The organism is Mycobacterium sp. OTB74 (assembly GCF_029892685.1).
Taxonomy (GTDB): Bacteria; Actinomycetota; Actinomycetes; order Mycobacteriales; family Mycobacteriaceae; genus Mycobacterium.
In genome coordinates this window covers 1-19838 of the sequence record NZ_JARXVD010000005.1, presented here as the reverse complement: position 1 = coordinate 19838, position 19838 = coordinate 1, and the positions used below count along the sequence as shown (strand labels likewise).

At 64.9% G+C, this 19838-nt stretch carries 12 protein-coding genes; 5 read left to right on the top strand and 7 right to left on the bottom strand.

The genetic code is table 11. The features are described 5' to 3' along the window. Positions 1 to 70 precede the first annotated feature (70 nt). Together car (M2432_RS09380) and car (M2432_RS09375) are read left to right on the top strand one after the other, a co-directional pair. A complete protein-coding gene (gene car / locus M2432_RS09380; protein ID WP_280826536.1) occupies positions 71 to 3619 on the top strand; it encodes a carboxylic acid reductase in 3549 nt (1182 codons plus the stop codon). 130 nt (positions 3620 to 3749) lie between these two features. Continuing rightward, positions 3750 to 7265 carry a carboxylic acid reductase gene (car, locus tag M2432_RS09375; RefSeq protein ID WP_280826535.1) on the top strand — a complete coding sequence of 1172 codons (3516 nt, stop codon included), beginning with the start codon at positions 3750 to 3752 and terminating at the stop codon, positions 7263 to 7265. Positions 7266 to 7327: 62 nt separating this feature from the next. Here car (M2432_RS09375) and M2432_RS09370 read toward each other — a convergent pair whose 3' ends face one another. The 7 genes from M2432_RS09370 to M2432_RS09340 all read right to left on the bottom strand — a co-directional run bounded on the left by M2432_RS09370 (position 7328) and on the right by M2432_RS09340 (position 14272). Beyond that, a complete protein-coding gene (locus M2432_RS09370) occupies positions 7328 to 9175 on the bottom strand; it encodes a hypothetical protein (protein ID WP_280826534.1) in 1848 nt (615 codons plus the stop codon). A 78-nt stretch (positions 9176 to 9253) separates the two neighbouring features. Continuing rightward, positions 9254 to 11329 carry an elongation factor G-like protein EF-G2 gene (locus M2432_RS09365; RefSeq protein WP_280826533.1) on the bottom strand — a complete coding sequence of 692 codons (2076 nt, stop codon included), beginning with the start codon at positions 11327 to 11329 and terminating at the stop codon, positions 9254 to 9256. Between the two features lie 63 nt (positions 11330 to 11392). Further along, positions 11393 to 11797: a TIGR03668 family PPOX class F420-dependent oxidoreductase gene (locus M2432_RS09360; RefSeq protein WP_280826532.1), complete on the bottom strand. Its 405-nt coding sequence runs from the start codon at positions 11795 to 11797 to the stop codon at positions 11393 to 11395. Positions 11798 to 11805: 8 nt separating this feature from the next. Beyond that, the gene (locus M2432_RS09355; RefSeq protein ID WP_280826531.1) at positions 11806 to 12381 is read right to left on the bottom strand and encodes a hypothetical protein; all 576 of its coding nucleotides are present in this window, start codon (positions 12379 to 12381) and stop codon (positions 11806 to 11808) included. Positions 12382 to 12442: 61 nt separating this feature from the next. After that, positions 12443 to 13012: an orotate phosphoribosyltransferase gene (gene pyrE / locus M2432_RS09350; protein WP_280826530.1), complete on the bottom strand. Its 570-nt coding sequence runs from the start codon at positions 13010 to 13012 to the stop codon at positions 12443 to 12445. A gap of 39 nt (positions 13013 to 13051) precedes the next feature. Then, entirely contained in the window at positions 13052 to 13855 is an 804-nt protein-coding gene (locus tag M2432_RS09345; protein WP_280826529.1) for a DUF2470 domain-containing protein, read from the bottom strand. A gap of 27 nt (positions 13856 to 13882) precedes the next feature. Then, positions 13883 to 14272 carry a hypothetical protein gene (locus M2432_RS09340; RefSeq protein WP_280826708.1) on the bottom strand — a complete coding sequence of 130 codons (390 nt, stop codon included), beginning with the start codon at positions 14270 to 14272 and terminating at the stop codon, positions 13883 to 13885. A 298-nt stretch (positions 14273 to 14570) separates the two neighbouring features. Here M2432_RS09340 and treS point away from each other — a divergent pair, with 298 nt between their 5' ends. From treS to M2432_RS09325, 3 genes are all read left to right on the top strand, one after another. Next, the gene (gene treS, locus M2432_RS09335) at positions 14571 to 16346 is read left to right on the top strand and encodes a maltose alpha-D-glucosyltransferase (RefSeq protein ID WP_280826528.1); all 1776 of its coding nucleotides are present in this window, start codon (positions 14571 to 14573) and stop codon (positions 16344 to 16346) included. Beyond that, positions 16343 to 17674: a phosphotransferase gene (locus M2432_RS09330; RefSeq protein ID WP_280826527.1), complete on the top strand. Its 1332-nt coding sequence runs from the start codon at positions 16343 to 16345 to the stop codon at positions 17672 to 17674. The genes treS and M2432_RS09330 overlap by 4 nt, the downstream gene beginning before the upstream one ends. Positions 17675 to 17837: 163 nt before the next feature. Next, a complete protein-coding gene (locus M2432_RS09325) occupies positions 17838 to 19742 on the top strand; it encodes a glycosyltransferase family 39 protein (RefSeq protein WP_280826526.1) in 1905 nt (634 codons plus the stop codon). Positions 19743 to 19838: the final 96 nt, after the last annotated feature.

Genomic DNA, 19838 nt, shown 5'->3' with positions numbered 1-19838 from the left:
AACGTTGTATACAAGCGAAGCTGGCGGATAGATCTACGGCCATATACGCAAAATTTTTCAGGGGTTGTCGATGTCGAACGAGAACGAATTGGTTACCACACCCACCGAAGACGAGCAGCGGTTCATCGCGCGCGTCGAAAACTTGTACGCCACTGACCCGCAGTTCGCCACCGCCCGGCCTGACGCTGAGGTCAGTGCGGCCGTCGATGAGCCCGGAATGCGGTTGCCGGAGATGATGCGCATCGTCATGGAGGCGTACTCCGATCGGCCTGCGCTCGGACAGCGCGCCGTCGACTACGTCACCGACGACGCCGGCCGGACCGTGGCCAAGCTGCTGCCTCACTTCGAAACCATCACCTTCGGCGAGGCCTGGCAGAAGATTCAATCCCTCGACAACGCGCTGCTCTCTGGTGCAGAAGCCATCGCCCCCGGCGACCGGATTGCCATGCTGGGCTTCACCAGCGTCGAATACACCATCATCGACACCGCTCTGGCCCGCGCCGGAGCCATCGCCGTTCCCATGCAGACCAGCGCCCCTGCCGAGCAGCTGCGCCCCATCATGGTCGAGACCGAACCGGTGGCCCTGTTCGCCGACGTCGACTTCCTGGATGACGCGGTTGAACTCGCTCTGACCGGCTACACCCCCAAGCGGGTCATCGTCTTCGAGTACCGGCCGCAGGTTGACGACCAGCGCGAGGCGCTGGAACGCGCGACCACCCGGTTGGCCGATGCCGGCGTGACCGTGCAGACTTTGGCCGAACTGCTGGAGCGCGGAGCCGGGCTGCCGGCTGTGGCGCCGCATGTGTTCGACGAGCCGGACCCACTGTTGGTCCTGATCTACACCTCCGGCAGCACGGGAACTCCCAAGGGCGCAATGTATCCGGAGCGACTGCTCACCAACGGCTGGCGTACCTCGGTGCGTGCCGGCTGGGGGCACCAGTCCGCGGTGCCTGCGATCGTCCTGAGTTTCCTGCCGATGAGCCACATGATGGGCCGGGGCATCGTCTACCGCGCTCTGGCCAGCGGCGGCACCGTGTACTTCGCCGCCAAGAGCGACCTGTCCACCCTGCTGGAGGACATCTCCCTGGTGCGCCCGACCCAGATGAACTTCGTTCCCCGGGTCTGGGAAATGATTCACCAGGAAGTTCAGAGCGAAGTTGACCGGCGTGCCGCTGACGGCGTGACCGAACAGCAGGTGCTCGACGAACGGCGGGAAAGCCTGCTCGGCGGACGCCAGGTGGTCGCGATGACCGGCTCGGCACCGATCTCCCCCGAGCTCAAGGCCTGGGTGCAGAACTTCGTCGGGCTGGAACTGCTGGAAGGATACGGCTCCACCGAGGCCGGCGGCATCATGGTCAGCGGCCACATACAGCGTCCGCCGGTGATCGACTACAAGCTGGTCGACGTTCCGGAACTGGGTTACCTGTTGACCGACCGCCCGCATCCGCGCGGCGAATTGCTTTTGAAATCAACCGATTTGATCCCCGGGTACTACAAGCGGCCCGAGGTCACCGCGGCAGTGTTCGACGAGGACGGGTTCTACCGCTCCGGCGACATCGTGGCCGAGCTCGGTCCCGACCACCTGCAGTACCTGGACCGGCGCAACAACGTGCTGAAGCTGGCGCAGGGTGAGTTCGTCACCGTCTCCAAGCTGGAGGCGGCGTTCGGTACCAGCCCACTGATCCGTCAAATCTACGTGTACGGCAACAGTTCTCGCGCCTACCTGCTGGCCGTGATCGTGCCGTCGGCCGAAGCTCTGGCCTGCGTTTCCGACGCCGAAGACCTGCGGCCGGAGCTGGCCGACGCACTTCAGTCGGTCGCCCGCGAAGCCGGGTTGCAGTCCTACGAGATCCCCCGCGACTTCATCGTCGAGACAACACCTTTCACGCTGGAGAACGGTCTGCTGACCGGCGTCCGCAAGCTGGCCTGGCCCAAGCTGAAGGCCCGCTACGGCGCAGAACTGGAGCAGCTGTACAGCGATCTGGCCGAAGGCCAGGCCACCGAATTGCGAGCCCTGCGGGCCCTTCGGGCCGGCGACGCGCCAGTGCTGGATACCGTGTTGCGAGCCGCTGGTGCCCTGCTCGGCGCCGCGGCATCCGATCTGGCGGGCGATGCCCACTTCACTGATCTGGGTGGAGACTCGTTGTCCGCGTTGACCTTCGGCAACCTGTTGGAAGAGATCTTCGAGATCGAGGTGCCGGTGGGCGTGATCGTCAGCCCCGCCACCGACCTGGCCGGAGTGGCGTCGTACATCGAAGGTGAGCGCGCGGCCGGCGGCAAGCGGCCAACGTTCTCCACAGTGCACGGCAAGGGCGCGACCGTCGCTCGCGCAGCCGACCTGACCCTGGACAAGTTCATCGACTCCGCCACCCTGGCCGCGGCCCCATCACTGCCTGGCCCCGCCTCGGAGATCCGCACCGTGTTGCTCACTGGCGCAACCGGATTCCTCGGCCGTTACCTGGCCCTGGAATGGCTCGAGCGCATGGACTTGGTCGACGGCAAGGTGATCTGCCTGGTCCGCGGAAAGTCTGATGACGACGCCCGGGCCCGGCTGGATGCCACCTTCGACAGCGGCGATCCTGTGTTGCTGGCGCACTACCAGGAGCTGGCAGCTGACCACCTGGAGGTCATCGCCGGCGACAAGGGCGAGGCCAACCTGGGTCTGTCCCAAGAAGTTTGGCAGCGGCTGGCCGACACCGTCGACCTGATCGTTGACCCGGCGGCGTTGGTGAACCACGTGCTGCCGTACAGCGAGCTGTTCGGCCCGAATGCCCTGGGCACCGCCGAGCTGATCCGCATCGCGTTGACCACCCGGATCAAGCCGTTCGCCTACGTGTCGACCATCGCGGTCGGCAGTGGTGTGGCTCCCGGTGAATTCACCGAGGATGCGGACGTGCGCGCGATGAGCGCCGAGCGTACCGTCGACGACAGTTACGCAAACGGTTACGGCAACAGCAAGTGGGCTGGTGAAGTCCTGCTGCGCGAAGCCAATGACCTTTGCGGTCTTCCGGTTTCGGTGTTCCGCTGCGACATGATCCTGGCCGACACCACTTATGCCGGTCAGCTGAACCTGCCGGACATGTTCACCCGCATGATGTTCTCGCTGGTGGCCACCGGCATCGCGCCGAAGTCCTTCTACGAGTTGGATGCGGCGGGCAACCGGCAGCGTGCCCACTACGACGGTCTGCCGGTGGAGTTCATCTCCGAGGCCATCTCGACGCTGGCGGTGCAGGTTGCCGCCGGTGATTTGCGGTCGTCGTTCGAGACCTACCACGTGATGAACCCGTACGACGACGGCATCGGCATGGACGAATACGTCGACTGGTTGATCGAGGCCGGTTACCCGATCGCCCGGGTGCCCGAATACGCCGACTGGTTGGCGCGCTTCGAAACCTCGCTGCGGTCGCTTCCGGACCGTCAGCGCCAGGCGTCGCTGCTGCCGCTGCTGCATAACTACCAGAAGCCCAGCTACCCCGTCACCGGTTCGATTGCACCTGTGGAACGTTTCCGGGCGGCGGTACAGGACGCGAAAATCGGTGCGGACAAGGATATTCCGCATATCGGTGCGCCGGCGATCGTCAAGTACATCACCGATCTGCAATTGCTCGGCCTGCTCTGAGCAACCCAAATCACAGGGAATTGGCAGGCACAACTGGAACAAAGCCGGCCCCGCCGGCGTCGTTTATAGAGGTGGGAGGCACAACGGTGCGCCCCCCACACAATCCTGAATTGCTTTGTGAGGTTTATTTATGTCGACTGACACCGCTGACGACCGGTTGCAGGGCCGTATCGCCGAATTGATTGCCAATGACCCGCAGTTCGCCGCCGCCCTGCCGATCCATTCGGTGGCGCAGGCGGTCGAGAAGCCGGGACTACGTCTGCCGCAGATCGTGCAGACCGTGCTGGACGGCTACGCCGATCGGACCGCGCTCGGACAGCGCAGTGTCGAGTTCGTCACTGAGAAGGGCCGCACCGTGGCCCGACTGCTGCCGCAGTTCGACACCATCACCCACCGCGAGCTGTCGGACCGGGTCCGCGCGACCGCGAGCACGCTGCACGCCGACGGTGTGAAAGCCGGTGACTGTGTAGCCATCCTCGGCTTCACCAGCATCGACTACACCGTCATCGACACCGCGCTTGGCCAGATCGGCGCCGTGTCGGTGCCGCTGCAGACCAGCTCGTCCGCGTCGTCGCTGCTGCCGATCATCGCTGAGACCGAACCGGTGCTGATCGCCACGAGCGCGACCTACGTCGCCGACACCGTGGAACTCGCCGTCGGTGGCCCCGCGCCGGCCCGGATCGTGGTGTTCGACCACCACCCGCAGGTCGACGACGAGCGGGAGGCCATCGACTCGGCCCGCGCCGCACTGGCCGAGGCGGGGTTGACGGTGGCTGTGGAGACCTTCCAGGACGTGCTGGGCCGCGGCAAGGAACTGCCGGCAGCCCCGGCGCCGGTTTTCGAGGACGCCGATCCGCTGGCGCTGCTGATCTACACCTCCGGTTCTACGGGTGCCCCCAAGGGGGCGATGTACCCGGAGAGCAACATGACCAGTTTCTGGCGGCGGGCCAGCTCGGCTTGGTTCGGCCCGAGCGAGGCATCGATCAACCTGGCCTTCATGCCGATGAGCCACGTCATGGGCCGCGGCATCCTGTACTCCAGCCTGGCCAACGGCGGCTCGGTCTACTTCGCCGCCAAGAGCGACCTGTCCACCCTGCTGGAGGACTTCGCCCTGGTCCGGCCTACCGAGCTGAACCTGGTGCCCCGCGTCTGGGAGATGCTGTACCTGGAATTCCAGAGCCGCGTCGACAAGCAACTACCGGCCGGTGCCGGTGAGGCCGAGCGGGACGCGCTGGAGGCCGACGTGATGGCCGACATGCGACAGAACCTGATCGGTGGTCGCTACATCAAGGCCATGACCGGTTCGGCCCCGATCACCGACGAACTGAAGGCCTGGGTCGAGAAGTTCCTGGGCATCCACCTGCTGGAGGGCTACGGCTCGACCGAAGCCGGCATGGTGTTCTTCGACGGTGTCATCCAGCGGCCGCCGACCCTGGACTACAAGCTGGTCGACGTCCCGGACCTTGGCTACTACCTGACCGACCAGCCATACCCGCGCGGTGAGCTGCTGGTCAAGACCGAGTACCTGTTCCCGGGCTACTACAAGCGGCCTGAGGTCACTGCGGGCGTGTTCGACGAGGACGGCTTCTACCGCACGGGTGACGTGGTCGCCGAGTTGGGTCCCGACCAGATTCAGTACCTGGACCGCCGCAACAACGTGCTCAAGCTGGCACAGGGTGAATTCGTCACGCTGGCCAAGCTGGAGGCGGCATACAGCAACAACAGCCCGCTGGTCCGGCAGATCTATGTCTACGGCAACAGCACCCAGCCGTACCTGCTGGCCGTCGTGGTGCCCACCGAAGATGCTTTGGCCCGTTGGGATTCCGCCGAGCTCAAGGTGCAGATCGCCGATTCGCTCCAAGAGGTCGCCAAGGCTGCCGAGCTGCAGTCGTACGAAATCCCGCGCGACTTCATCGTGGAGACCGAGCCTTTCAGCCTGGAAAACGGTCTGCTGACCGGTATCCGCAAGTTGGCCTGGCCGAAGTTGAAGGCCCAGTACGGTCCGGTGCTGGAAGACTTGTACGCGAGTCTTGCTGCCGGCCAAGCCGATGAGCTGCGGGCCCTGCGGCAGAACGGTGCCGACGGCCCCGCGCTGCCGACCGTCATTCGCGCTGCCGATGCGCTGCTGGGAGCTTCCGGAGAGGTTGCAGCCGACGCCCACTTTACCGATCTCGGTGGAGACTCGTTGTCCGCGTTGACCTTCGGCAATCTTCTGGAAGAAATCTTCGGTGTCGAGGTCCAGGTTGGCATCATCGTCAGTCCGGCCAACGACCTCGCCGCGATCGCTGCTTACATCGAGACCGAACGCAGCGGTGGCTCCAAGCGTCCGACGTTCGCGTCGGTGCACGGGCGTCATGCCGCTGAGGTCAGCGCTTCGGACCTGACGCTGGACAAGTTCATCGACGCGGCCACCTTGGCCGCGGCACCCTCGCTGCCCGGTCCGGCCGCCCAGGTCCGCACTGTGTTGCTCACTGGCGCAACCGGATTCCTCGGCCGTTACCTGGCCCTGGAATGGCTAGAGCGCATGGACCTGGTGGACGGCAAGGTGATCGCACTGGTGCGCGCCAAGTCTGACGAGGAGGCCCGGGCCCGGCTGGATGCCACCTTCGACAGCGGAGATCCGGTGTTGCTGGCGCACTACCAGAAGCTGGCAGCCGACCACCTGGAGGTCATCGCCGGCGACAAGGGCGATGAGAACCTCGGTCTGTCGCAAGAAGTTTGGCAGCGGCTGGCCGACACCGTTGATGTGATTGTCGACCCGGCGGCGTTGGTGAACCACGTGTTGCCGTACAGCGAGCTGTTCGGCCCGAATGCGCTGGGCACTGCCGAGCTGATCCGCATCGCGTTGACCACCAAGCAGAAGCCGTTCATATACATCTCCACCATCGGTGTCGGGGATCAGATTGAGCCGGGCAAGTTTGTCGAGGACGCCGACGTGCGTGTGATGAGCGCGGAGCGTTCGGTCAATGACAGCTACGCCAACGGTTATGGCAACAGCAAGTGGGCCGGCGAGGTCCTGCTGCGCGAAGCCAATGACCTTTGCGGTCTTCCGGTTTCGGTGTTCCGCTGCGACATGATCCTGGCCGACACCACCTACGCCGGCCAGCTCAACGTGCCCGACATGTTCACTCGCATGATGTTCTCGTTGGTGGCTACCGGCATCGCGCCGAAGTCGTTCTACGAACTCGACGCACAGGGCCAGCGCCAGGCCGCGCACTATGACGGTCTGCCGGTGGAGTTCATCGCCGAGGCGGTCTCCACATTCGGTGTCCGCGAAGCCGGCGAGTTCTCCACCTACCACGTGATGAACCCGCACGCCGATGGCATCGGCATGGACGAGTACGTCGACTGGCTCATCGAAGCCGGGTATTCCATTGCACGAGTTGATGATTACGCGCAATGGCTGGCTCGCTTCGAGACCACGCTGCGGGCCCTGCCGGATCGGCAGCGTCAGGCGTCACTGCTGCCGCTGCTGCACAACTACCAGAAGCCGGAGCACCCGCACAACGGGTCGATCGCGCCTGTGGTGGTGTTCCGCGAGGCGGTGCAGGACGCAAAGATCGGTCCGGACAAGGACATTCCGCATGTCACTCCGCCGGTGATCGTCAAGTACATCACCGATCTGCAGCTGCTCGGCCTGCTCTGACGTTGTGATTTCGGCGCGCTCCGTATCGATTATCGATACGGAGCGCGCCGAACTCGTTGAAACTACGGGGCAATCAGTACGCCCGCGTCTGACGCCGCCTGCTGCAACTCCGGAATGGTGAGATCGCCCCAGTCATTAACCGGGCCCATTGGTGAACCCAGCCACGGCAGCACGCCGGGGTCGGGGGTCACGCCCAGGCTGTAGGCCTGCATGCCCGGCATGTGGTGCTCAAGGAAGTTGCCCAGCAGGTCGCCCGCGAAGGTCAGGTCGTCGAACACGTTCGGACCCCACAGCGCTGACCCGTTGATCAGTGGATCGACCGCATTGGGATCACCGATCATCACGATCGAGCCGTAGTGCGGCTTGGTGCCGCCACCGGCGACGTAGGCCGGCATGAATGGCTGCAGGCCGGGCAGGTCGGTCGAGAGGTACGCGGCGACATCGCCATAGGTCTCGACGTTGACGAACCCGGAGTTCACCCCGTTGCCCGGCACCGTGGTGTTCAGGCCCGGCCCCTCGAAGCCGATACCGTCCAGGCCGGTTTGCTGCGCTACGTACTGCGCCTCCCAGCCGCCCAGCGACTGGCCGGTGACGAAGATGTCATCAGTGTTGTAACCCTGCTTGGCGGCCTCGGCCTGCACCTGCTGGGCGAAGGTCAGCGAATCCACGAACGCTTGCGGCGTGGTGTTGGTGAAGATCACCTGGGCGTCGGCGATGGATTGAGTGATCGCGATCAGCGGGTCGACCAGCAGGTTCGTCCCGCCCGTGGTGCCCTGGTAGGCGATGATGATCTGCCCCTCGGGCGTTACCCATGCCTTGGCCGACTCCCCGGACAGGATGTTGGTGGACTGCATCTGGAAACCATTGACGACGAATGGTTTCAGATCGCTGGGCTGCCCGCCCAGCACGTACTCCGCGGTCGCCGCGTCCAGGAACTGCGCCACCGTCGGGGTCTTCTGCGAGGTGTCACCGGCGTAGGTGATGGTCGCCGGGGTCGGCTGTGCCGTCGGGGTCTTGTCCAAGCCCATGGAGGTCTCCCAACGGCGGAAGGCCGCGAACAGGGCCTCACTGACGGGGGCCCAGTTGAACGGACTCGTCGGCCCGGTGGCCGCGACCGTGAGGTCCAAGGTCTCCAGCACTGTGTTGATGATTCGGCCCGGCAGCTCGGCCAGCTTGGCTATCGGCGACAGCGGTTGCGGGCTCGGAGTCTTGGGCTTCGCCGGGTCGGTGGTCGTGGTTTCCGTAGAACTCGCCGTTGTGGCCTGCGTCGAGCTCGCGGTGACAGCGGCCAGTAGCGCCGCTTTCAGCGTCGCGCGTTTGCCGATGCTCGTCGATGACGGTGCCACAGAAGGCACCGGTGACGGCGCTGACGCTGCTGCAGCGCCCAGCGCGGACTTCTTCGAAGCCGAACCGCTGCTATCGTCGCGCGTCTTGCCGAAGAGTGAATTTAACTGTTGGGCAAGTGAATTCGACTTCAAAGTGTTGGGATCCGAGGTCGAGTCGGCCGCGCCTGTGGTCGCCGGCTGGCGAATGGGCTTTGGCTTGGGCGCCGGGGTCCCGGTGCTGGCCGACGCACCGTTACCCGACGTGCTTGCCGCGCCGCTGCTCGGGCGTGAAGTGAGGCCTTTGTGGAGTCCGGTCTTGCCGGTCGGGCCATTGCCCGTCGAGGACAGGCTCGACGAGGCATTCGATGAGTCGTTGTGTCCGGTATCGGCCCAGGCCACATGCTGGCCGCTGGCCGCGGCAATCCCTACGCCGACCGCCATCGCCGCCAGGCGGTAGTGGTGGGCGCGCTTCTCCCGCTTCGTGCTGCGCCGAGCGTGCACCGTCATCAATGTCCCCTTTGACATGTCGATGCGTGCGCCCTCCGCTGACGAGAGCCCCAGCCCCTGCGCACGCAGAATGCCCATAAACATATGGCAACATGTGACGCTGGTCTCAATAAGGGGGGACGTAGCCGACAGCCGAGGTCGGGTATCAGGGCGCGCTCAGCGCATACGGGCTACAGCGGCTTCCGGCATGGGTTCGTACCGGGCAAAAGCCCTTGTGAACGAGCCCGCGCCATGCGAAAGCGAACGTAATTCGATCGGGTACCGGGTCAGTTCGATCTCCGGGACCTCGGCGTCGATGCAGGTGCACGAGTCGCCCGCGGCGCCGGTGCCGAGCACCCGGCCACGCCGCCCGGACAGGTCGCTCATGACCGCGCCCACCAATTCATCGGGCACCACGATATGCACATCGTCGATGGGCTCGAGCAGACTGACCGACGAGGCGGCGGCGGCTTCCCGCAGCGCCAGGCTGCCCGCCATTTGGAACGCATGGTCCGACGAGTCCACGCTGTGCGCCTTGCCGTCCAGCAGCGTGACTCGGATGTCGACCATCGGGTGGCCGGAGATACCGCGTTCCATCTGGGCCCGGACGCCTTTCTCAACGCTCGGGATGAACTGGCGGGGCACCGCGCCACCGACCACTTTGTCGACGAACTCGAACCCGGAGCCCTCCGGAAGTGGCTCCACGGTGATGTCGCAGACTGCGAACTGCCCGTGCCCGCCGGACTGCTTGACGTGTCGTCCGTGTCCTTTTGCGTTGCTGCCGAACGTCTCTCGCAGCGGAACCCGCACGTCCACGGTGTTGACAGCGACCCCGAATCGTCGAGACAGCGCATCGAGTACGACAGCGGCGTGCGCCTCGCCCATGCACCACAGCACGACCTGATGCGTATGTGGGTTCTGCTCGATCCGCAGCGTCGGGTCCTCAGCGGACAACCTGCTGAGCCCGACCGACAGTTTGTCCTCGTCGGTCTTGGCCCGCGGCTCGATTGCGATGGGCAGCAGCGGCGACGGCATGGACCAGGGCTTGCAGACCAGTGGAGAAGCCTTGTCCGACAAGGTGTCTCCGGTCTCAGCGTGGGACAACCTGCCGATGGCACAAATGTCTCCGGCGATCACCTCGGGTGCTGGACGCTGTTTGCGTCCGAGTGGGAACGACAGCGCGCCGATACGTTCGTCCTCGTCGTGGTCGTCGTGTTCGGCACAGCCAGAACCGGAATCGACGAAAGAACTGAAATGGCCCGACACGTGCACTGTCATGTCGGGCCTGATGGTGCCGGAGAAAACCCGGACCAGACTGACCTTGCCGACGTACGGGTCCGACGTCGTCTTCACCACCTCGGCCAGCAGTGGCGCGTCCGCCTTGCACTCGGGCGCGGGTCGCGACGCCCCAGTAGGAGTGAACACCTCCGGGGGGTGATGTTCTGGGGGAGAAGGGAATCCGCTCGCGATGACGTCCAGCAAGGCACCCGCCCCGTCGCCGGAAGTGCTGCATACGGGGATCACCGGAAAGAACGACGCCCGCGCCACCGCACGCTCCAGGTCGGCGATCAACACGCTGCGGTCGATCTGTTCACCGCCGAGATAGCGCTCCATCAGCGATTCGTCCTCAGACTCTTCGATGATGCCCTCCAGCAACGCCGCCCGCTCGTCCTCACGGTCCGTCGGCACATCGTCGGATAGCAATGAGACCAGTCCGTCGTCGGTTGGGATCAACACCGGAAGCACGTTGTCCCCGAAGGCTGTTCGTGCCGAGTCGACGACGGCGTTCCAGTTGGCACGGGCATGGTCCAGCTTGGTCACCACGACCACGCGCGGCATGCCCACCTGGGCGCACTCACGCCACAATGCTTCGGTAGCGGCGTCGACGTGTTCGTTGGCGGCGATGACGAACAGTGCGCAGTCCGCTGCGCGCAGCCCTGCCCGTAGTTCACCGACGAAGTCGGCGTACCCGGGGGTATCGATCAGATTGATCTTCACTTCCGCATGCCGCAACGACGCCAGCGCCAACCCGACCGAGCGTTGCTGTTCGATCTCGGCCGGATCGCTGTCGCACACGGTGGTACCGTCGAGCACCGATCCGACGCGGGTCAGCACACCGGCGTGCATCAGCAGAGCGTCGACCAGCGTCGTCTTACCTGAACCGGACGGCCCGACCAGCACCACGTTCCGGATCGCGGAGGGACTGTCCGCAGTGGGAGCGTCTCCGTGCGCGTTGTTTGCCTTATCCGCCATGGATGCCCCCTGTCGAAGACTCGAAGTCCACCATGCGCCCGCGATAGGGCTGTGCACAAGGGTTCAGGCGCGCCAGGAGTTCCATCTGCCGATTGCCACCCGAACCACCGGGCCGTCCAGAGCCACCCGGTCGTACTGGGAGTACTTGGCGCGCAACAGCGAATAGCCTGTCGCCATCTCATCCCCGCTGGGATGCACGGTTGCCGTGCCATCCGCTCGCACCCACCACAGCTCATCCCAGTTGTCGCTGTAGTGATCCACCAGCAGGCTCACCCGCGGGTTGGCTGCGATGTTGGCCAGGCGCCGCAGTTGCCTGGTTGTCTTTCGTTTGGCGTCGACCGCGGTGTAGAGCACGTCGCCGCTGAGAGCGAATACCACCGGAACGACGTGCGGTTGCCCCTCGGCCGACACCGTCGACAGCATCGCGACCGGTGCCGCGGCGAACAGAGCAGTCGGGTCAGTAGACATAGCAGGCCTCAATGGTGCGGGCTGGCGCTCATGGGCAGGCGGGTGACATTTAGTTCGGGCCCCTTCGGCGGTGGCGGGGCGGCGGTCGGGTGGCCTGCCTGGTGCTCGGCAGGGTGCTCGGCCACTGGTGGTGGGGGCTGAGCCGGCGGCGGGGCGGCGGGCGGTGCGGTAGGAGACTCGGTTGGCGCTGTCGTGGTGGGCGTGGTGGCGGTGGGCGTCGGGGAGGTGGTGCCGGTTGTGGTGGTAGACGGTGGGGCGCTCGGCGCGTTGTTGTCGGAGCCGGAATCCCGTCTGGTTGCGAGGACCACCAGCGACACCACCAGCGCGATGGTGGCCAGCGCGACCACGATCAGCAGCAGGCGCGATTCGGGGCGGCGGTACCAGGGGACCGGGACTTGGCGGAATCGCCAGGTGTTGGTGTCGAATGCATCGAACGTGTCGCCGGGGGGCTCGGGCTCGGGAATGTGGAACGAACCGGTGGTTGGGCCGGCAAACGGCCCGGATTGTGGGCCCGGATCGACTACGGCAAACGGGTCGGTATCTGGCCCATTGCCGCTGTCGGTCGTCTCGACACTCTCAGCCACCCTCCAGATCGTAGGGTGCGGTCTGGATGAATACTGCGCTATCTCGGTGCGTGTCCGCGGTTTACACGTCCTGGACGGGTTCGATGCCCAGATCGCGGTAGCTGACCAGGGCCGCGAACGGCACGCCGCGCCTGGCGAATCGCTCGGTAGCGATGTCGCCGCGGTCGACCATCGGAATGACCCCGGTGACGACAGCGCCAACCGAGGTGACCCGCTCGTAGGCGATCTCGGTGGACCCGCCGGTGCTGATCACGTCGTCGACCAGCAGCACCCGCGTGCCCGACTCCAGGCGGGTGCCCTCGATCCACTGCTCGCGGCCACGGGACTTCTGTTCCTTACGTACCGAGAACCAGGCTTTGCCGGTAACCATCGCCACGCCGTGTGCCAACGGGTCAGCGCCCATGGTCAGACCGCCGACGGCGTCGAACTCGATGCCGTGCAGTGCCGCGAGTTCGGCCACCGCCTGGCTGACCACCGTCAAGCTCTTGCCGTTGTCGATGGCGAACTTGCCGTCGATGTAGTCGTGGCTGAGCTGTCCACTGGCCAGCCGGAACGGTTCCTCGCGGCGCTCATAGCCCCGGGTGCGGATCAGGTCGAATGCAGCGTCCCAGGATTTCGGGCGTTCAGACATACCGTGATGCTATTGCACCCGCGCAAACCGAATCGACGGCTAGCCGTCCTGCCGGGATAGTCGTGTCAATTCCACAGCAGCCGAACGCAATTCATCGATGGACTGCAGTGGCTGTGGGTAGCCCACCCGGGTGTAAGCCATGCCGCGGGCAGTGTCGACCCTCAGATCCAGGCCGTAGCGATCAGCCCCGGTACACGTCGCCGACGAGGTGTCCGGGTAGCCGCCGAGCACCCGAGCCATGGCGGCCAGCGCCTCGGCGTGGTCGGCGTTCAGGTGCTCGATCGCCCGGGCTGCTGACGGCGTCACCGGATCCGGCTGTGCCGCAGCGTAATCCGCGCCTGTGGTGGAATCCATCCGGCCGTATCCGCCGACCCAGCGAACCCGGTCGACGTGCAGTACCCACAGGGTGAAGTCGCTGTAGTCGATGTAGTACTTCGCAGCCGGCACCGCGGCCATGTGCGCAGTCCGGGCGGCGTCGCGGTCCGCGCCCGATGGGCGGTGTACCCGCCCGGCCAAGGTGACCCGGCCACCGGCCAGGGGATCCTTGTCGGTAGTGGCCGCGACGATCGAAATACTGGCCCGCTGATCACCGGCCAGGTTGCGGCCGTGCTCGGCCAGGTTCGACACGCACAGCACCGGAGCACCGTCCAGCAGGCCGTAGGTGACCAGCGACGCCCACGGATCGCCGTCGCTGGTCAGCGTGGCCAAGGTGCCGGTGTTGGTAGACGCCGCGATGGTGCGGGCCTCCTCGGCCGCTGACGGCCGGACCGGATTGACGACCTCGCTCAGCGGGGGCGGGATCGTCGGCGCATCACCTGGGTCACCATGATCGCGTACGGGCATGGGCAAACCCTAGATCCGCAGCGATGACTAACCGCCGAGAGCGGCGATCAGTTCCTTGATCTGCGCGGTCTCGGACTCGTCCGCGGGCCCTTCGGCCTCGATGGACTCGATCAGGTCCTTGCGCAGGCCCATGCCGTTGGCGGCCTCCTGCGGAGACAGCTTGGCACGGTTGCGGGCGACGTACAGCCGCTGGCCGAGCGTGCCGCCAGGGCCCTCGGCGGCGATCGTCATCAGATCGTCGTAGCGGCGGCGCACGTCGCTCAGCGCGACGATGACCGATGGGCTGACCCGACTGCGCTTCGCGGCCTGAGACATGGTGGCCTGCAGTTTGCGCATACCGGTGAGGACCACCGCGGCGCGCTCGGGGAACTCTGGGTCGCTGGACGCCGGCAGCGTGTCGATTGCGGCGATGTACATGTGCATCGCCGCATCGAAAAGACCAACGATTACTGGTGCTTCACCGTCGTTCGGTGCGGAGTCAGCCACAGGCCATCCCTATGTCGAAAGGTGGACCGCCGCCGGCTCGGGGCCGACGACGAGTTGAAAGTCGGGGCAAAAATAACCGTAGTTGGCTGCTAATTCAACCGCTGATTTTCCAGCAAACCTGTCCTCCTCGGCAGACCGCTCTGCTGCGGCATCGATTTCGGCCCGACCCGTTGGGGCGAGGTCTGCAGCAGATGTTGAGAACCGCCGACGTAGGTACCTTGGGAAGCTGATGGACAACGTTCAAGACGGTCGCGCAGAGGACAGCCACGCCGCGGCGGTGTCGGAGCCGCAGTCGGGAGTGGTCGAGCATCCGTCCGCCGAGGATTTCGGCCATGCCAGAACGCTGCCGACCGACCGTGACTGGTTCAAACACGCGGTGTTCTACGAGGTGCTGGTGCGTGCCTTCTACGACTCGGACGCCGACGGCTCGGGTGATCTCCGCGGTCTCACAGAACGGCTGGACTACCTGAAATGGCTTGGCATCGACTGCATCTGGCTGCCACCGTTCTACGACTCCCCACTTCGGGACGGCGGCTACGACATCCGCGACTTCTACCGGGTACTACCGGAATTCGGCACGGTCGAGGACTTCGTGGAGTTGCTGGACGCTGCGCACCGGCGTGGTATCCGGGTGATCACCGACCTGGTCATGAACCACACCTCCGACGCCCACGTCTGGTTTCAGGAGTCCCGCCGCAACCCTGACGGCCCGTACGGCGATTTCTATGTCTGGAGTGACCGCAGCGAGCGGTACCCGGATGCGCGAGTCATCTTCGTCGATACCGAGGAGTCGAACTGGACGTTCGACCCCGTGCGCCGGCAGTTCTACTGGCACCGGTTCTTCTCCCACCAGCCCGACCTCAACTACGACAATCCCGCGGTGCAGGAAGAGATGCTCGACGTACTGCGGTTCTGGCTGGGCTTGGGTATAGACGGTTTCCGGCTGGATGCCGTGCCGTACCTGTTCGAGCGCGATGGCACCAACTGCGAGAACTTGCCCGAGACGCACGCCTTCCTGAAACGCTGCCGCAAGGTCGTCGACGACGAGTTCCCCGGCCGGGTGCTGCTGGCCGAAGCCAACCAGTGGCCGGCCGACGTGGTCGCCTATTTCGGGGATCCGGACACCGGCGGCGACGAGTGTCACATGGCGTTCCACTTTCCGCTGATGCCCCGAATTTTCATGGCTGTACGTCGGGAGTCTCGGTTTCCGATCTCGGAGATCCTGGCTCAGACCCCGCCGATTCCCGAGCTCACCCAGTGGGGCATCTTCCTGCGTAACCACGACGAGCTGACACTGGAGATGGTCACCGACGAAGAGCGCGACTACATGTACGCCGAGTACGCCAAAGACCCACGAATGAAAGCGAACGTCGGGATCCGGCGTCGCCTGGCTCCGCTGCTGGAGAACGACCGCAACCAGATCGAACTGTTCACCGCGTTGTTGTTGTCCCTACCCGGCTCACCCGTCCTGTACTACGGTGACGAAATCGGTATGGGCGACATCATCTGGCTGGGTGACAGGGACGGCGTGCGTACGCCGATGCAGTGGACGCCGGACCGCAATGCCGGTTTCTCCACTGCCAACCCCGGACGGTTGTATCTGCCGCCGAACCAGGATCCGGTGTATGGCTATCAAGCGGTGAATGTCGAAGCGCAGCGCGACAGTACGAACTCGTTGTTGAACTGGACCCGCACCATGCTGGGGGTGCGGCGTCGGCACGACGCGTTCGCGGTCGGTGGGTTCCGCGAACTGAGCGGATCGAATCCGTCGGTGCTGGCCTATGTTCGGGAGATCGACTCCGCTGCGGTGCTCTGTGTGAACAACCTGTCCCGGTTCCCGCAACCCATCGAATTGAACCTGCAGAGCTGGAATGACTACACGCCGGTCGAGTTGACTGGGCACGTGGAATTTCCCCGAATCGGTGTGCTGCCCTACCAGTTGACGTTGCCCGGTTACGGCTTCTACTGGTTTGCCCTGCGCGCACCCGATGGGGGACAGCGATGACAGAGGTGAAGTTCGCAGAGTGGCTGACACGGCAGCGTTGGTACGCCGGCCGCAACCGGGAACTGACCGGTGTCGACGCCGGTACCGTCATCGCGCTACGGGATGATCTTGACTTGGCGCTGCTCGACGTCGCCTACGCCGATGGTCCCGCGGAGCGGTACCAGGTGTTGGTGCGTCGGGCGGCTGGCGCCCAGCCTGAATACGCGGATTTCGCGGTGATCGGAGCCGATGGTCCCGAGACCGTCGTGGACGCCATGTACGACCCGGATGCAACGGAATACCTGCTGTCCCTGGTCCGTTCGTCGGCTGTTGTCGGCGATGTGACCTTCGCCGCCGAACCTGACAGCCTGCTGCCGGTGGGGGAGCCGGCCAGGGTGATCAGTTCCGAACAGAGCAACACCAGCGTGGTCTTCGGCGACACCGCGATACTCAAGATGTTCCGCCGCCTGATACCCGGAATCAACCCCGACATCGAGCTGACCGGGGTCTTGGCCCGCGCCGGCAGTCCGCATGTGGCCGCGTTGCTCGGCGAGTTTCATCTGCGTGAATCGGACTCGGCTGCAACGTCTTTAGGCATGGTAACCACCTTTGCCGCCAATGCTGCCGAGGGATGGCACATGGCTAACGCCAGTACTCGGGACTTGTTCGCCGAAGGAGACCTGCACGCTGACGAAGTGGGTGGGGACTTTGCCGCCGAGTCGTTCCGGCTGGGCAGCGCCGTGGCGCAGGTGCACACGACACTGGCCGCCGAACTTGGTACGGGCACAGCGCGGTTCCAGACCGAGGTCATGCTCGATCGGCTGGCGGCGGTCGCCGAGGCGGTGCCGGAGGTCGGACCCTTCGCCGGGCAGATCGAACAGCGCTACCGCGACTTGGCCGACCAGTCGATCACGGTCCAGCGGATACACGGCGACCTGCACCTGGGCCAGGTCCTGCGCACTCCCGAGACCTGGTTGCTGATCGACTTCGAAGGCGAGCCTGGTCAGCCGTTGGAGCTGCGACGCGCGTCCGACTCTCCGCTGCGGGACGTCGCCGGCATGCTGCGCTCATATGACTACGCGGCGCATCAACGGCTGATCGAGGGCGCCGGTAGCGCCAGGCTGAACAAGCAACTGGCCACGCGTGCCCGCGAGTGGGCCGATCGCAACCGGTCGGCTTTCTGTGACGGCTACACCGAAGCGTGTGGCAGCGATCCGCGGGATTCCGCGGATCTGTTGGCCGCGTACGAGCTGGACAAGGCGGTGTACGAGGCGGGTTACGAAGCCCGATACCGACCCACATGGTTGGAGTTGCCACTCGGTTCGATCGACAGGCTGCTGTCCGACTAGGCATGCCAGCTGTGGCGTTGCTCCCAATTTGTTCTGCGGTCGCCTGCCACGAGTCCGACGACGTCGATGTGACCTGCCAGGATGCTGATGTTCTGCGATACCACCCCCGCTGTTTGCAGACAGTTCACAGGTAGTAACAGGGTAGTGGTGGATAACTGGGGCGGTGAGTATCCAACTCGAAGCATCCGACGAGCTCGCTGACGAATCCGTTCCGGAGCCTGTCGCCCGAGGCCAGCGCCTGGCGCTGGCGGTCCTGCTGATCGGCACGGCGGTGCTCTACCTATGGAACATCACGGTCAATGCCATGGGCAACGACTTCTACGCTGCCGCTGCCTGGGCCGGGTCGCGGAACTGGGAGGCGCTGCTGTTCGGCTCGCTGGACCCCGCCAACTTCATCACCGTTGACAAGCCGCCACTGTCGCAGTGGGTGATGGGTTTGTCCGGCCAGATTTTCGGGTTCAGCAGCGCCAGCATGTTGGTGCCGGAAGCACTCATGGCCGTCGGCTCGGTCGCGCTGCTGTATGCGACCGTCAAGCGGGTCGCTGGGCCGTGGACCGGACTGCTGGCCGGGGCGGCCCTGGCGCTGACTCCGGTGTGCGTGCTGATGTTCCGGTTCAACAACCCGGACGCGGCGATGGTGCTGCTGATGACGGCCGGTGCGTACTGCGGGGTGCGGGCGCTGCAAGGTACTACCGCTGATGCGGCTCGCCGCAGTGGAGCCCGCTGGATGGCGCTGGCCGGCGTCGCGATGGGCTTTGCGTTCCTGGCCAAGATGCTCGAGGGCATCATGGTGGCGCCGTCGATTGCACTGGCGTATCTGGTTGCCGCACAGGTGAGTTGGCGGCAACGCCTGGTCCACCTGGGCTGGGCGATGCTGGGTACTTTGGCGGCGTCGGGGTGGTTCGTGGTCGTGACGCTGCTGTGGCCGGCCTCGTCGAGGCCCTATCTAGCCGGGTCCACCGACAACAATTTCATGAATCTTGTTTTGGGCTACAACGGTTTTGGCCGGTTGACGGGTGACAACAAGAAGAACTTTGCCCAGCCCACGGGCGAGATCGGCACCTTGGCCGGCACCCAACTCCGTATCGGCCCGCATGGCCCGTTGGGTTCTCACGCCGACGGCCCCATGCGCTTGGTCAGCGGCGAGTTCGGTTATGAGGTCGGTTGGTTACTGCCTGCTGCACTGGTGTCGATCATCGTGGTTCTGATTGCGCGACATGGGAAACCACGTACCGATCTGGTGCGCGCTGCGGTACTGATGTTCGGCGTCTGGCTGCTCAGTGACGGTCTGGTGCTCAGTTACATGAAGGGCTTCATCCATGCGTACTACAGCATGTCGATTGCCCCGGCGGTGGCCGCGATGTTCGCAATCGGAGTGCAGCAGATGTGGGTGCTGCGAGGCAAGCTGTGGGCCCGAATTGTGCTGGCGGTCATGCTCTTCGGCACTGCAGTGTGGAGCTTTTACCTGCTGAACAGCCACCCGGATTGGCTGCCGGCGCTCCGCTGGATCATTCTGGTCGGTGCTGGTGTCGGCGCTGTGGTACTGGTGCGGCTGGGTGGTGAGGCAGCGCGGGTGCGCGCGGCCACCGCGGCGTTCGGGGTTGCACTCGGCGCTGCGGTATTGGGGTCGGCCGCCTACTCGGTGGCGACCATCAATGTCTCGCATGTTGGCGGTGGTCCCACCGTTGGCCCCAGCAGTAACTACAACAGTTGGGCCACCGGGGTCGACAACGCCGACCTGGATGACATGCTGAGAGCGACCCCTAATGAATGGTCGGCAGCGATCGAACGGTCTTCGTACGCAGCTACTTTGGAACTACACACCGGCACCTCGGTGATGGCGATCGGCGGTTTTGGCGGCGGTGACCCGGCACCGACCCTCAAGGAGTTCCAGGACTACGTCGCCGCGCACCGGATCGGATACTTCCTCAAGCCGGGCCTGCACGGCCGGGGTCCGCAGTTCGGTAGGCATGACCACAACGACATCGTCGAGTGGGTGCAGGCCAACTTCCGGGCGACCAAGGTCGGCGACGTCACCGTCTACGACCTTTCGGTGCCCAAGAGCTAGGTGTACTCGGCAGGGACGTTGTTGACGATTCGGCTGTGAGAAGGGAGGACCTCCGGGCTTAGTGGAGATGTCTGACGTCTTCACACACTCGGAGGT

What these genes read in the sequence shown, in the direction of transcription:
- car (WP_280826536.1), top strand. Translation starts at nt 71, where the DNA reads ATGTCGAACGAGAACGAATTGGTTACCACACCCACCGAAGACGAGCAG.
- car (WP_280826535.1), top strand. Translation starts at nt 3,750, where the DNA reads ATGTCGACTGACACCGCTGACGACCGGTTGCAGGGCCGTATCGCCGAA.
- M2432_RS09370 (WP_280826534.1), bottom strand. Translation starts at nt 9,175, where the DNA reads ATGGGCATTCTGCGTGCGCAGGGGCTGGGGCTCTCGTCAGCGGAGGGC.
- M2432_RS09365 (WP_280826533.1), bottom strand. Translation starts at nt 11,329, where the DNA reads ATGGCGGATAAGGCAAACAACGCGCACGGAGACGCTCCCACTGCGGAC.
- M2432_RS09360 (WP_280826532.1), bottom strand. Translation starts at nt 11,797, where the DNA reads ATGTCTACTGACCCGACTGCTCTGTTCGCCGCGGCACCGGTCGCGATG.
- pyrE (WP_280826530.1), bottom strand. Translation starts at nt 13,012, where the DNA reads ATGTCTGAACGCCCGAAATCCTGGGACGCTGCATTCGACCTGATCCGC.
- M2432_RS09345 (WP_280826529.1), bottom strand. Translation starts at nt 13,855, where the DNA reads ATGCCCGTACGCGATCATGGTGACCCAGGTGATGCGCCGACGATCCCG.
- M2432_RS09340 (WP_280826708.1), bottom strand. Translation starts at nt 14,272, where the DNA reads ATGTACATCGCCGCAATCGACACGCTGCCGGCGTCCAGCGACCCAGAG.
- treS (WP_280826528.1), top strand. Translation starts at nt 14,571, where the DNA reads ATGGACAACGTTCAAGACGGTCGCGCAGAGGACAGCCACGCCGCGGCG.
- M2432_RS09330 (WP_280826527.1), top strand. Translation starts at nt 16,343, where the DNA reads ATGACAGAGGTGAAGTTCGCAGAGTGGCTGACACGGCAGCGTTGGTAC.